The sequence below is a fragment of the Pseudomonadota bacterium genome (genome assembly GCA_016195085.1).
Taxonomy (GTDB): Bacteria; Pseudomonadota; Alphaproteobacteria; order SHVZ01; family SHVZ01; genus JACQAG01.
Map to the genome: position 1 here is coordinate 17502 of JACQAG010000076.1, position 14252 is coordinate 31753.

Annotated in this window: 11 protein-coding genes; 5 read left to right on the top strand and 6 right to left on the bottom strand. The window is 66.3% G+C overall.

Annotated elements, in window-relative coordinates; translation table 11 throughout:
* Positions 1-40: 40 nt before the first annotated feature.
* From HY058_20535 to HY058_20560, 6 genes are all read right to left on the bottom strand, one after another.
* Positions 41-2215, bottom strand: coding sequence for a hypothetical protein (locus HY058_20535; protein ID MBI3499691.1), 2175 nt, complete (start codon positions 2213-2215; stop codon positions 41-43).
* Positions 2216-2566: 351 nt separating this feature from the next.
* A complete protein-coding gene (locus HY058_20540) occupies positions 2567-4741 on the bottom strand; it encodes a hypothetical protein (protein MBI3499692.1) in 2175 nt (724 codons plus the stop codon).
* Positions 4742-4951: 210 nt separating this feature from the next.
* Positions 4952-5443, bottom strand: coding sequence for a hypothetical protein (locus HY058_20545; protein ID MBI3499693.1), 492 nt, complete (start codon positions 5441-5443; stop codon positions 4952-4954).
* Between the two features lie 10 nt (positions 5444-5453).
* Entirely contained in the window at positions 5454-5948 is a 495-nt protein-coding gene (locus HY058_20550; protein ID MBI3499694.1) for a hypothetical protein, read from the bottom strand.
* Positions 5945-6403 carry a cyclic nucleotide-binding domain-containing protein gene (locus tag HY058_20555; protein ID MBI3499695.1) on the bottom strand — a complete coding sequence of 153 codons (459 nt, stop codon included), beginning with the start codon at positions 6401-6403 and terminating at the stop codon, positions 5945-5947. Before HY058_20555 ends, HY058_20550 begins: the two co-directional genes overlap by 4 nt.
* Positions 6404-6421: 18 nt before the next feature.
* Positions 6422-9067: an ATP-binding cassette domain-containing protein gene (locus HY058_20560; GenBank protein ID MBI3499696.1), complete on the bottom strand. Its 2646-nt coding sequence runs from the start codon at positions 9065-9067 to the stop codon at positions 6422-6424.
* Positions 9068-9245: 178 nt separating this feature from the next.
* On the opposite strand from HY058_20560, the gene HY058_20565 reads away from it, so the two are divergent.
* The 5 genes from HY058_20565 to HY058_20585 form a co-directional block, all read left to right on the top strand.
* Positions 9246-10508, top strand: a complete 1263-nt coding sequence (locus HY058_20565; protein ID MBI3499697.1) for a hypothetical protein — start codon at positions 9246-9248, stop codon at positions 10506-10508.
* Positions 10509-10528: 20 nt separating this feature from the next.
* The gene (locus HY058_20570; protein ID MBI3499698.1) at positions 10529-11740 is read left to right on the top strand and encodes a glycosyltransferase; all 1212 of its coding nucleotides are present in this window, start codon (positions 10529-10531) and stop codon (positions 11738-11740) included.
* 28 nt (positions 11741-11768) lie between these two features.
* On the top strand, positions 11769-12920 hold the full coding sequence (locus HY058_20575) for a glycosyltransferase family 4 protein (protein ID MBI3499699.1): 1152 nt from the start codon (positions 11769-11771) through the stop codon (positions 12918-12920).
* Positions 12917-13489 carry a histidine phosphatase family protein gene (locus HY058_20580; protein MBI3499700.1) on the top strand — a complete coding sequence of 191 codons (573 nt, stop codon included), beginning with the start codon at positions 12917-12919 and terminating at the stop codon, positions 13487-13489. Before HY058_20575 ends, HY058_20580 begins: the two co-directional genes overlap by 4 nt.
* 2 nt (positions 13490-13491) lie before the next feature.
* A partial coding sequence (locus tag HY058_20585; protein MBI3499701.1) for a glycosyl transferase occupies positions 13492-14252 on the top strand: 761 nt, incomplete at its 3' end.

Here is a 14252-nt window from a genome sequence, read left to right on the forward strand (position 1 = left end):
AACGACAATGTCGGGGCAGGCTCCGACGACTGAGCGGGAGCTACAGGGACGGCGCTGGCGCCGGTTCTCTTGCGCTCTGCGGAACGCCGCGCTGCACGCGTCGCGCCGGCAGGCAGAACCAGACGGTCGTGCCGTGGCCGAACCGGCTCTCGATCTCCAGCGCACCGTCGTGCAGCTCGGCGAGCCTAGAGGCAAGCGGCAGGCCGAGCCCCGTGCCTTCGTGGCGCCGGTTCATACCGCCGTCGACCTGCCGAAACGGCGCCAGCGCCGTGGGAATGTCCTCTGGCTTCATGCCGATGCCGCTGTCGGCGACCCATAGCCCGAGACCGCCGTCTGCCGCGGGCGTGAGCCCGATGGCAACCCGCCCCCCGGCGGGCGTGAACTTGATGGCGTTGGACAGCAGGTTCAGAAGGATCTGCTTGATCCGCAGGCGATCGCCGACAACCGTGGGAAGCGTCGCCGGGATTCGCCGCTCGAGCATGATTCTGCCCGCATCGGCACGCGCTGCGACGATATGGACGCATTGCTCGACGACCTCGCCAAGGTCGACGACTTCTTCGCGCAGCTCCAGCTTACCGACCTCGATCTTCGAGAGGTCGAGGACGTCGTTAATCAGGTCGAGCAGATGCTGGCCGGCCTTGTGGATGTCGGCGGCGTAGTCGCGATAGCGGGGATCGATGGATCCCAACCCTTTGTCGCGGATCACCTCGGAGAAGCCGATGACGGCGTTCAACGGCGTGCGCAGCTCGTGGCTCATATTCGCAAGGAACTGCGACTTGGTGCGATTGGCGGCCTCGGCTTCTTCCTTGGCCTGGCGCAGAGCCTCGTCCGCCTGAATCTGCTGGGTTACGCTCCGTCCCGTTCCCCGATAGCCGAGAAAGGCGCCGTTCTCCTCGAAGACCGGATTGCCGCTGCTGGAGACATAGCCGATCGATCCGTCCATCAGCCTGATCTTGTAGACGAAGTCTCGGAACGGCTCGCGGCGCTCGAGCATGGCCGCGTGCCGGCTCCACTTGTCCGGGTCTTCGTGGGTATCGGCTGCGATCTCCCAACGGCGCTTGCCGAGCCAGCCGGTCGGGTCGATGCCGTGCGCGGCCACGCCCTCGGGATTGCCGGTGAAGCGATGATCCGGGCCGGTCTCCCAGTACCAGTCGGATGCGGTCTTGGTGTAGTCGCGGAAGCGACGCTCGCTCACGCTCAAGGCGTGCGCGCCCCGAGTCAACTCCGCGGCCTGATCCTCGAGGCGGCGAAATTGCCGGGAGAGAAGTCGAAACAGCAGCGCGAAGGCGACGACCACACAAGCCGCGCCGCCCGCGATATAGGTCGATTGGGTGCGCCAATGCGCGAGAGCCTCGTCTTCGATCACGGCCACGTCGACCACCAGCGGATAGTCCTTGAGCGGATGAACCGTGACCACGCGCACGACGCCGTCGAAATAGCCCGGCGAACGATAGGTGCCACCTCCTTCGGCGACGCGCTCATGCCATGGCGCTTCCATGGGTATCCTCCCGCCCATCGCGTTCACGATGTCGGGCTCGCGGGCGACGATGGTGCCGTCGCGGCACAGCAACGTCACCGATACACCCTTGCGCAGATTCAGCGTTTTGTAGAGATCCTTGAGGTACTGTACCCCGATCGCGGCATGCACCAGGCCAAGGAACTCGCCCTTGGGCCCGTTGATGCGCTGATCGAGATAGAACGTCCAGGCGCCGTTGGCGCGGTTTTGCACGGGCTCGCTGATGAACACTCCGAGCTCATCATGATCGCGAAAATATCGGTAATAGTCGCGATCGGCGATGTCGATGTCGGGAACCGGCCAACCGCGCGTGAAGTTGATGATCTTGCCATCGGCGCTGGCCAGCGCCAGCGCGTCCGCCTGCGGCAGTCTTTCCAGCTGGGCTTTGAGAAAGCGGTGGGTCTCCTCGGTGCTCAGCAGACGCTTGAACGCCTCGGCATCAGCAGGACGGCTGGCGAGAACCTTCTCGCGCGTATCCGTCACCACGAGATCAACCGCCTGCATCAACCGCGACGTCTGCTCGGTGAGCAAGACGCCGACATTGGTCATGTCCTGCCGATAGTCTTCGATCTGCGCTTGGCGCAGGTCCCAGATCGTGGCGCCGGCGGCAGCGATGGTGATCGACACCAAGAGGAGGCCGATCAAGGGCAGCCGGCGGCTCGGCGGCAACAGATCCTTCGGCAGGATCCCCGTTTTCATCGGTTTGGACGCGAACCCGTTAGCCGACCAGGCACGACACACCTCTGCCGACCATGCTGGCCGGGAGTATGCCTCCAATTTGTTGAAAAACCCGCTCGAATTGTGACAAACGCGATGGATCGAAGATCTCTTTCGGGACAATGGCGCCAATCCCGGCACCGGAATGGCGATTGCATGCCGTGGCCGGCTCACAACTGCACGGCGATGCGGGTCTGGCACGCTCGAGCCCGAATGGACCGTCCCAAGGCCGGAAGCTTTGCGCTATCCGGCCCCGTCCTAAGCCTCAGCTCCGCATCCGCCAGAAGAAGGCGCAGCCCTTCATCGCTCCCCGGCCGGACGCCCGAGCCGGGCCTACTCGGATTTGGCCGCCGCCGGCTCTCTTACCCGCAGCGAAGCGCTGGGGGCTACGCGCTTCGGCGGCAGCCAAAGCCGCACCGTCGTTCCATGGCCGACCCGGCTGGCGATCTCGAGCCTACCCTCGTGCAGCTCGGCCAGGGTCTTGGCCAGCGGCAGACCCAGCCCGGCGCCGTCATGGTTACGGTTGAGGCCGCCATCGACCTGACGGAAGGGAGTGAGCGCGGTTGGAATATCCTCGGCCTTGATGCCGATGCCGGTATCGGTAATCGAGACGACCAGCCCGCCATCCTGAGCGACCGCCGCCGCTATGCTCACCCGTCCGCCCGCCTGCGTGAACTTGATGGCGTTCGACAGCAAATTGAGAATGATCTGCTTGAGCCGCCGGCGATCGCCGCGAACGGAAGGCAGCGCGGGCGAAATGGCCTCTTCCAGCGTCAGGCCCGCATCCTGGGCGCGTTGGCGGACCAGACGCAGGCATCGCTCGATCGTCTCGGCGATGTCGACGATCTCCTCGCGCAGCTCCAGCCGCCCGACCTCAATCCTCGATACGTCCAGGATATCGTTGATCAGATTGAGCAGATGCCGGCCCGCGACATGGATGTCGGCGGCGTAGTCGCGAAAGCGCAGATCGTTGGCGTCGACGGCCTTGTCGCGAATGACCTCCGAGAAGGCGATGACGGCATTCAGCGGCGTGCGCAACTCGTGGCTCATATTGGCGAGGAACTGCGATTTGGTGCGGTTCGCCGCCTCGGCCTCCTCTTTCGCCCGACGCATCGTCGCCGCCGCGTCGATCTGCTGGGTCACATCCCGGCCGGTGCCGCGATAGCCTTGGAAGACACCCTTTTCGTCGATGACCGGGTTGCCGCTGCTGGCGATGGTGCGGATCGATCCGTCGGCAAGCGCGATCTGGTAGACGAAGTCGCGAAACGACTCGTGGCGGTCGATCGAGGTGAAGTGCTGGCGCCATTTCTCCGGGTCCTTGTCCACGTCGGCGGCGACATCGGAGCAGAGCTTGCCGACCCAGTCCTTCGGGTCGATGCCGAGCTTGCGAATCCCCTCCGGCTGCAGCGTGAAGCGGCGGTCGGGGCCGGTTTCCCAATACCAGTCGGATGCCGTCTTGGTGTAGTCGCGGAATCGACCTTCGCTGTGCCTGAGCGCCTCGCCGCCGCGGGCGAGCTCGGACGCCTGATCCTCGAGGCGACGAAACTGAATGGCGAGGAGCCAAAAGAGCACGATGAAGCCGACGACGATGCCGAACGCGCCGAGGGCGATGTAGACGGACTGGACGCGCCAGTGGCCAAGCGCTTCTTCTTCGGTGATGGTGACGCCGACGACCAGCGGGTACTCCTTCAAGGGATGCACGGAGACCACCCGCGTCATGCCGTCGAGATAGCCCGGCGAGCGGTAGCTGCCGCCGTTTTGCGCGACCTGCGCGTACCACGGCGATTCCGTCGGCATCCTGGTGCCGATCAAGCTTTCAATGGCGGGATAGCGGACGAGGATCATGCCGTCGCGCCGCAATAGGCTTACCGATCCCCCTTCATGCAGCGTGATCGCCTTGTAGGAATTCTCCAGGTACGCGACCTCGATCGCAGCTTGCACCGAGCCGAGGAATACGCCCTGCGGGTTGTTGATGCGCCGAGCGAGGTAGAACGTCCACGTGCTGGTTGCCCGGTTGGTGACGGGCGCGCTGATGAAGGCGCCGGGATCGTCCCGGGTGAGGAAGTGACGGTAATAGTCGCGGTCGGTGACGTCGATGTCGGGGATGGGCCATCCACGCGAAAAATTGATGAGCTTGCCGTCGGCGCCGGTGATCGCGATCGCATCGGCCTGCGGCAGACTCTTGAGCTGGCCTTGGAGGAAATGATGGATCTCCTCGGTCGCCAATAGGCGCTTGAATTCCTCGGGGTCACGAATACGGCTGGCCGATACTTTTTCGCACGTCTCGGTCACCACGAGATCCACGGCCTGCATGAAGCGCGAGGTCTGCTCCGTCAAGAGGACGCCAATGTTCGTCATGTCCCGTCGGTAGTTGGCGATCTCTCGATCGTGCAGATCCCAGACGGCAACGCCCGCCGCCAGCACGGTGATCGAGACCAGCGCCAGGCAAATGAGGGCAAGGCGCCGACTCGCCGGTAGGAGACCGGTCAGCGGGATTGCCGTTGCCATCACGCCGGGACTTTCAATGCTCGCCGTCGCACACAAAGCACCTTGGCGATCTGCGTGGTCGCAAAGAGTATGCGTCGGATGCCGAAAAAATGCGTAGTGAATTATCAGTAATTCCACCACAACTGGTACGGCGCGGTAGAAGAACTTTTAATTACTCTTGACGGAAATACTGTCGAAAGTGTCGGCAATCGTCATCCGCATCGCCGGCGCTCAGCCAGGCATCTGCCAGAGATGATAGCGGCCTTCGGCAACCCCTGCGGGAAGCGACAGCGCTGCCGCGCCGGGGATGACCAGCGTCTGGTCGCATGCCACCACCGCACCCGGTGCCAGCAGCATCGGCAAACTCAGCCCCAGCCATTCCGCGACGGCGGCGGTGGCTGCCGCATTGCCGGAGCCGAAATCGGCGTGCGCCAGCACCGCCGGCGCCCCCAGGCGCTGCAGCGCGCCCGGCAGCGTCTCGCGAAAGTCGCCCAAGATCAGAAACGGCGGGTCCGGGATCGAGGTCGGATGGGCCGCCAGGATGCGCTCGAAGACGAAAATGGCACGACCCGGCATGTTCTGGCGGAGATGGTCATAGGTCCGGCCATTGCCGAGGCCGAGCTCCAGCACCGGACCGACGGCGCCGCCGATGAGGGCGATGGCGGTATCGAGGCAGGCTCGTTGCGCCTCTAAACGCCGGATATGGCTGTCGAGACGGCTCACCCCACGCTGCTCATCGCTCGCGTCGTTGGGCCATGAAGTAGCGGCCGGCGGCGATGCCCTGAGGCAGCGCCAGCGGCTCGGTGTCGGCGAGGCGGAGCAAGCGGTCGCTCACCAGAATCCCGCCCGGAGCGAGAATCTGCTCCAGGACCGGCTCGAGGAACCGCGCGATCGCCACATCGCGGTCCGGGTCGTCGGAGCCGCAATCGGAGTGCACCAGCACCGGCTGGCGACCGAGGCGGGAGAGCGCGGTCGGCAAGGTCTCACGGAATTCGCCCAGGACCACGAGCCGTAGATCCGGCACGATCGATGGATCGCAGGTGAGCGCCCGGTCGAACGTCCAAACGTCGCGCTCCGGCAGCCGCTCCAGGAGATGGTCGTAGGTGCGGCCCTTGCCGAGTCCGAGCTCAAGCACCGGGCCGGCGCGTCCGGCGATGCGGCTGACCGCATCGTTGAGGCAGGCGAGCTGCGCTTCGATCCGGAAGAGATGGCGCTCCAGACGGCTCATGACGATTTCCTGGCTCCCACTGCCTCGCGCAGCTGCACATTGGTATGCTCGAGACGCCGCGCGAGCTCGCGCATGATTTCGATGGCAATCTGCGGGAATTCATTGACCAGACGGAAGAACAAATCCTTGGAGATGCGCAAAGTCGTGACCTTGGTCCGGGCCTCGACCGTGGCGGTGCGCGGCACGTCGCACAGGATGGCGATCTCGCCGACGACATCGCCGGCCCCGAGCTTGGCGACCTCGATCGGCCCAGCCGCGGTGTCGATCAGGACCCGCGCCTCGCCGTCGATCAGAATGAAGGCGGCATCGCCGACGTCTCCCTGCTTGCACAGGCGTTGATTGGCCTCGAAGATCAAGCGCTCGCTGGTGAAGGCGAGCAGCTTCAGCTTGGCCGGCTCGATCCGCGCGAATAGCGGGATCTTGCGCAGGAGATCGACCTCCTCTTGCAGGCTCATGTGCCGCCCTTTCCCGTTCTAGTCCTGCTCGACCAGTTCCATGAGCGCGGTGCCGGGCCGCTGCAGATCGTCCGGTCGTCCCTGCTCCACCAGCTTGCCGCCGCGCATCACCAAGACCCGGTCGAAGCCGCGGGCGAGCGCGGCGCGCTGCAGCACCCAGATGAGCCCGCGACCTTCCGTTTCGGCGAGCACGCTCTCCATGATCCGAGCCTGGCTTTGGCTATCGAGCAATGCGGTGCTCTGGTTGAGGATCAGCAGATCGGGGTGGCGCAGCATGGCCCGGCCGATCGCCACCTTCTGGCGCTGGGCTGGTGTCAGCCGCGAGCCGCCGATGCCGACATTGAATTCGAGGCCGACATCGAGGACGGTCGGGCGCAGATCGAGCGAGTCCAAGACCTCGCCGATGACCGCACCCACGCGTGGCGCCGCTTCCGCCTGGCCGTAGGCGAGCTTGCCGAACAGAATGTTGTCCTGCAGCGAGGCGGCGGCGTTGTAGCGCTCGGCGCTGAAGAATTCGATCGAGCCGGCAAGGTCCGCCGGCAGGTGCTCGGCAAAGAGGTGCCGGGCGGCCAACAAGCGCTCCTGCATGCTTTCGTCGATGACGTCGAGACGGTGGCGCGCGACGATCGTCTTGAACGGCAGCGACAGCAGCCGCGTGCGGTCGTCGGGCCGCATATCCGCCGGCTCCAGCTTCTCGACCCGGCCCAGCAGCGTTTGGAATTCCGGCAAGTCCTCCGAGCTGATGAAGCTGAACTGCTCGAAGAACGGATGGTCGGGCGGCAGGTCGGCGAACAGCTCGACCATGGTCTCGGCGATCTTGCGCCCGGAGCGGATGAGATCCTCGGTCAGGCCGGCGCGATCCAAGGTCGCCAGGACATACGGGTTCGCGGCGAGCTTGTCCGGATCGAACGCCTGTCCGACCGGCGAGCCGAACATCAGGTTCTCGGCAAGCGTGGCGTTGCCATTGTAGCGGTTCTCATCGAAGCCTTCGATCATGTGGGCGATGCCGGAGCTGCCGAGATTGACGCGCAAGGCGCGGCGCGCCTCCAGGATGCGCTCGGCAACACTGGGCTGGCGCTTCGGGTCGATCACGCCCCTGAGGCCGATCTGATAGACGTCGTTGTCGAGATCGGTGCCAGCCAGCAGCAGGCGCAGCCGCTGGAAAAGCTCGGCCTCGTTGGCGCAGCCGGCCTCGGCATAGTCGACCCAAGCCGCGCCCAAATCGTCGAGAATGTTTCCGGTGCGCTCGGCCTCCATTCGCCGACGTGCCGCGCGGGCGGCCTCAGCTCCTTCATAGGAGCGTTCCGTGACTGGGCGGTGCATCAGGCCGAACAGGAGATTGTCCCTGAGGCTCGAGGAGAAGACATAGGCCGCGGGGCCGACATAGGCGAGCCGGCGTCCGGTCACCGCTTCCGGCAGGCTCGAGAGGTCGCGCCCCGCCAGCATGAGCTGGCCGCTGTTGGGCGTGACGAGCCGGGCGATCAGCATGGCGAGCGCATCCTTGCCGCCGCCCTCCGGTCCGACAACGGCGACGCGCTGCGTCAAAGGCAGCGAGAAGGACACGCCGTCGATCACCACCTTGCCGTCGTCTTCGAGCAGGGTCACGTTGCTGGCGATGATCTCGCCGGTGAGCGGGCCCGCCGGGTCCGGATCGGCCAGCTGCAGCGTCGCGTCGAGCTGGCCCTCCGGCTGGAACTGCTCGATCACCTGCTCGTATTTGATGCGGGCATCTTCTTTCGCCTGGTAGTAGATGAGCAGCTCGTTCCAGGGCGAGGCCAGGTCCTTGTAGGCGGCGAGCACGGCGACCAGCGAGCCGAGGCTCAAGCCACCGGTGATCACCAGATAGCCGCCGATCGAGAAGAAGAAGAACGGCGTGAGCTGGTTGATAAAGTTGTTGAGGAACTTGGCGAAGAATTTTCGCTGATAGATCTCAAAGCTGATGTCGAAGATGGTAGCGAGCTGCCCGGTGAAGCGCGCGAGCTGATAGCGGGCGCCGTCATGGGCATGGATCTCCTGGATGCCGGAGATGCTCTCGCCGACGTGATCGGCGATCTTGCGCCGGGTGCGGACGCGCTGCTTGCCGAGCTGGTTGACGACCGACTGCAGCTTCGGGATGACGTAGCCCTGGAATGGATAGAGCGCCACCGCGGCCGCGCCCAGGATTGGATCCTGGACGAACATGAAGAAGATGATGGTCAAGAGCTGGCCACCATTGAATACCGGGACCGCCACCGCATCGCCGATGAAGCCGCCGACGGCCTCCGTCTCCGCGGTGATCATCGGAATGATCTCGCCCTGGCTCACCCGACGGAAATGCGGCAAGGGAAAGCGCAGGACCTGCGCGTAGAGCTCGTAGCGCAAGCGCCGGAGCATGCGCTCGCCCATCCTTCCCTTGGCGACGTTCAGCACATACTTGAAGATGCCGTTGATGATGACGAGGATGAGAAAGAGGCCGCAGAGCACGGTGAGATAGTGCAGCTGCTCGAACCGGAAGCCCAGGAACTCCACCGGGAACGCCTTGCCGCCGATCGCCCGGTTGACGATCGTCTTCGGCAGATCCAGGGAATAGTAGAGGAACGGAAACGAGGCCAGCGTCAGCGACAGCTGTACGATCTGGTCCTTAATGCTGTGGCGGTAGATGAAGCGAAAGAGCGTTGGTTCCATGCGCGGACTTGGCCCGACCATGAGGGCAGCGCCGGCGGGTCACGCCGGGGGTCTGGCAGGGTGACGGGTCCAAGTGCGCTTGTCCATCCGGGAATGCAACGGAAATGACGCTTGGGCGGGCCGCCCCGTCCATGCCATCATGCCCGGCCGTCAACGGATTACGCATAAGATAATATCCATGAGCCGCCCCCATAAACGGGTTCTCATCTACAGTCACGACACCTTTGGCCTGGGCCATTTGCGTCGTTGCCAGGCAATCGCCCATGCCCTGGTGGCACACCGGCAGGATCTGTCCGTGCTGATCCTCTCGGGCTCGCCGATCATCGGCAGCTTCGACTTCCGCGCGCGGGTCGACTTCGTGCGGGTGCCCGGCGTGATCAAGCTGCGCAACGGCGAATACACACCCCTCAACCTCCACATCGATATCGAGGAGACGCTGGCGCTCAGGGCCTCGATCGTGCGGCACACGGCGGAGATCTTCGATCCCGACCTGTTCATCGTCGACAAGGAGCCCTTGGGCTTGCGCGGCGAGGTCGGCTCGACCTTGACCATGCTGAAGGCGCGCGGCATCCCTCTGGTCCTGGGGCTGCGCGACGTCATGGACGAGCCGGCGGCGCTGGCGCCCGAATGGGAGCGCAAGAACGTGCTGCCGGCCTTACGCGATCTCTACGACGCCATCTGGGTCTACGGCCTGCCGGAGGTCTGCGATCCGCTGACGGGCATCGACCTGCCGTCCTCGGTCCGCGACAAGATGCAGTACACGGGCTATCTTCGGCGAACGGTGCCCAGCGGCCCGCAGCCGACCCCGGCGGCGGCGACGCGCGATCGCAAGCCCTATATTCTGGTGACCACCGGCGGCGGCGGCGACGGCGACGGGTTGATCGACTGGGTGCTGAGCGCCTACGAGCAGTTCCCGGATCTGCCGCTGCGCGCGCTGCTCGTCTTCGGCCCCTTCCTGCAAGCGGACCTGCAGGCGGAGTTCCTGAAACGGGTGGCGAGGCTGCGCAACGTCGAGGCGATCACCTTCGATTCGCATCTGGAGGCGTTGATGGCGCGCGCCGAAGGCGTGATCTCAATGGGCGGTTACAACACGGTCTGCGAGATCCTGTCCTTCGACAAGCGCGCCATCATCGTGCCGCGGACGGTGCCGCGGATGGAGCAGCTGATCCGCGCTACCCGGTTCCAGGAAATGGGTCTGGTCACCATGCTCGCCGACGATGGCAAGCGCGACCCCAAAGTCATGGCCGAGGCGCTGCGTCGTCTCCCCGAGCAGCAATTGCCCTCGAGCGTCGCGCCGGAGGGCCTCTTGGACGGACTCGAGGGCGTGCAGCGGCGCGCCGACGGACAGCTGGCGCAGCCGATCGCCGCACGCCTCAGGATCGCCCGCCAGCGCGCCCGGTCGTTGGCCTTCCGCGTCGCGCGGCCTAACCATACGGGCTAAGCCTGGCCGCTTCTCCTGCCATTGCCGTCGTCCTCAAGGGCTATCCGCGGCTCTCCGAAACCTTCATTGCCCAGGAGATCCTCGGCCTCGAGCGGCGGGGCTTGGCCCTCTCCCTGGTCTCGCTGCGCCACCCGACCGACCGCGCCCGCCATCCCATTCATCGAGAGATCCAGGCACAAGTCGCCTACCTTCCGGAATATCTGCACGACGAGCCGGCACGAACCATCGCGGCCTGGCGCCGCGCGCGGCGCCTTCCTGGGTTCAAGACCGCGCGCCAGCGATGGCTCAAGGATCTCGCGCGCGATCCGAGCCGCAACCGCGTGCGCCGTTTCGGTCAGGCCTGCGTGCTCGCGGACGAGCTGCCGGCGTCGATCCGCCACATCCATGCGCATTTCCTGCATACGCCGGCTTCGGTCGCCCGCTATGCCGCGCTGATGCGCGGCCTCACCTGGAGCGTATCGGCCCATGCCAAGGATATTTGGACCACGCCCGAGTGGGAGAAGCGCGAGAAGCTGGCCGATGCCAGCTGGGCCGTCACCTGCACGGAAGTCGGCTGCGCGCACCTGGCAGCGCTAGCACCCGGAGCTTCGTCGGTCGGGCTCGTCTATCACGGCATCGACGTCGAGCGCTTCGCCGCACCGGCGGCACCGGCGAACGGATGCGACGGCAGCGCAGAAGAACGCCCCGTTCGCCTGCTGTCGGTCGGCCGGGCGGTGGAAAAAAAGGGCTACGGCGATCTCCTGGCGGCGCTCGCCCTGCTGCCGCCGGATCTTCATTGGCGCTTCACCCATATCGGCGGCGGCGAGCTCCGCCACAGATTGCAGCAACAGGCCCAGGCGCTCGGTCTCGGCCCGCGCATCCAGTGGCTGGGCCCGCAGCCGCAGCCGGCCGTGCTCGAGGAGTATCGCCGCGCCGACATCTTTCTATTGGCGAGCCGCATTGCCGCCGATGGCGACCGCGACGGCTTGCCCAACGTGCTGATGGAGGCGCAGAGCCAGCGACTGGCTTGCGTCGCCACGCGGGTCTCGGCGGTGCCGGAGCTGATCGAAGACGGCGCAACCGGGCTCCTCGTCGCCCCTGGCGATGCGGAGGGACTGGCGGGGGCGATCCTCGCCTTGAGCCGCGATCCCGCTCGGCGCCATGCGCTCGGCCGCGCCGGCGAGGTGCGGGTGCGTCGGCACTTCGGCCACGAGGCGGGAATCGACCGCCTCATCGAGAGGCTGAAGCTCTGAGACAGGCTCGGGGCAAGGCATCATCCTAATGCGCCTCCTCTTCTACGCACCCCTGAAGCCGATCGATCATCCCGTGCCGTCGGGCGACAGGCGGCTGGGACAGCTCCTCGTTGCCGCGCTCGCACGGGCCGGCCATCACGTCGAGATCGCCTGCCGGCTGCGTACGCGCATCGATCGGGGCGATCCCACCCTGCAGGCGCGCCAGGCGGCGACTTCAGGCCGCATCGCCGCTCGTCTGATCCGGCGCTATCGCGATCGGCCCGTGGGCGGCAGACCGGAGGCTTGGTTCACCTACCACCTCTATTACAAGGCGCCGGACTGGCTCGGCCCGGCGGTCGCCGCGGCACTCCGCATTCCCTATATGGTGGCTGAGGCCTCGCTCGCCCCGAAGCGGGCCAAGGGTCCATGGGCGGTGGGGCATCAGGCGGTCCTGGCAGCACTCAGCCGTGCCGATACGGTGTTCGCGATGAGCGCCGCCGATGCCGAGTGTCTCGGCCCGGCGCTCGGCCAGCGCACCCGCCTGGTGCGGCTCAAGCCCTTTCTCGATCCGAGCGCCTATGGCGCGGCGGCAGCAAGGCGGAGCGAGCATCGTCGACGCCTCGCCCAAGAATTCGCGCTCGAGCCCGCCATGCCTTGGCTGATCGCGGTCGCCATGATGCGCAGCGGCGACAAGCTCCGCTCCTACGAATTGCTGGGCGCGGCGCTGGCCCGCCTCCTCGACCGGCCTTGGCGCCTCCTCGTCGTAGGCGACGGACCGGCGCGCCCGGCGGTCGAAGCGGCATTGCAGCCGCTCGGTTCGCGCCTCGCCTTCATGGGCGAGCGGGACGCGGAGGCGCTGCCCGGCCTCTATGCCGCCGCCGATCTTCTGGTCTGGCCGGCCATCAACGAGGCCTTCGGCATGGTGCTCCTGGAAGCACAGGCGGCGGGCACACCGGTCGTCGCCGGCGCCACCGGCGGCGTGCCGGAAGTGGTGCAAAGCGAGGCCGGCGGCGTTTTGGTGCCGGTCGGCGATGCCACCGCCTTCGCTGATGCGGTCGCCTCCCTGCTCGATGACCCGGTCCGGCTTGGCCGGCTCGCCGCCGAAACCCGCCGCCTCGTCGCCAGAGATCACGGGATCGATGCGGCGGCGCATACCTTGGATGCAGCCCTTCGCCGCTCCGTTGCTGGCATGACGGCATGACCGTCCTTGCCATCATTCGCCACGGTCCGACCGAGGCCAACGCCGCCGGGAAGCTCATGGGCCGGGCCGATGAAGCCTTGAGCCCCGCGGGCAGACGGATCGTCGCCGAATACCGCCTGCCGGCGGAACTCGCCACCTTCGCCGCCGTGACGAGCCCGCTCAAGCGGGCGCGCGAGACGGCGGCGCTCCTCAGCCTGACCGCCGAGATCGAGCCGGCGATCATCGAGATGGATTGGGGCACCTGGCAAGGCAGCACCTGTGCAGAGCTGCGTCAGCGTCTGGGCCATGCCTTCACCGAGGAGGAAACCCGCGGCCTCGACATGACTCCGCCAGACGGCGAGTCGCCCCGCCAGGTACAGACCCGACTCCTCGCTTGGCTCGCGACCCTGGCTTGCCCGACGCTGGCGGTGACGCATAAGGGCGTCATCCGCGCGCTCTATGCGCTTGCTACGGGCTGGACCATGCTCGAACCGGAGCCGATCGCGCTCGACCGGCATTCCGCGCATATCTTCGAGATCGACGAGAACGGACGCCCACGCGTCAAGCATCTCAATCTTCCGCTGAGATAGCCATGCCCGCCCGCGTCTTGATCCATGTGCAGCATCTGCTCGGCATCGGTCATCTGAAGCGCGCGGCGACGCTCGCCCGCGGCCTCGCCGCCGCCGGTCTCGAGGTCACGCTGGCGTCCGGCGGCATGCCGGTATCGGGCATCGATATCGGCGCCGCAAGGCTCCTGCAGCTTCCCGCCGCGCGCGCCGTCGATACCAGCTTCAAGGTTCTCGTCGATGCCGATGGCCGGCCTATCGATGATGCCTGGCGGGAGCGGCGGCGCCAGGCGCTCATCGAAGCCTATGCGACGATCCGGCCGCAGCTTCTGGTGGTCGAGATGTTCCCGTTCGGCCGCCGGGCCTTTCGCTTCGAGCTGCTGCCGCTCCTGGAGCGGGCGCAGGCCGATCGCGTGCCGGTGTTCGGCTCGGTCAGAGACATCCTCGTCCATCGGCCGCGACCGGACCGCGAGGCGGAGTTCCTGGAGACGGTCAGGCGCTGGTTCGACCGCATCCTGGTTCATGGCGACCGCAGCTTCGCGCCCCTGGAGCTTAGCTTTCCCTTGGCGCGGGAAATCGCCGACAAGCTCGCTTACACGGGCTATCTGCTGGATCTCCCGGCGGTCCAGCGCTCCGACCCTCGCCGGGGGTGGACTTTGGGAGGGGGTCGGAGTCGGGAAGGGACCCGGCTCGACGACCACCCCCTCCCCGACCCTCGCCGGGGGTGGACTTTGGGAGGGGGTGGGGACCACCCCCTCCCCGACCCTCGCCGGGGGTGGACTTTGGG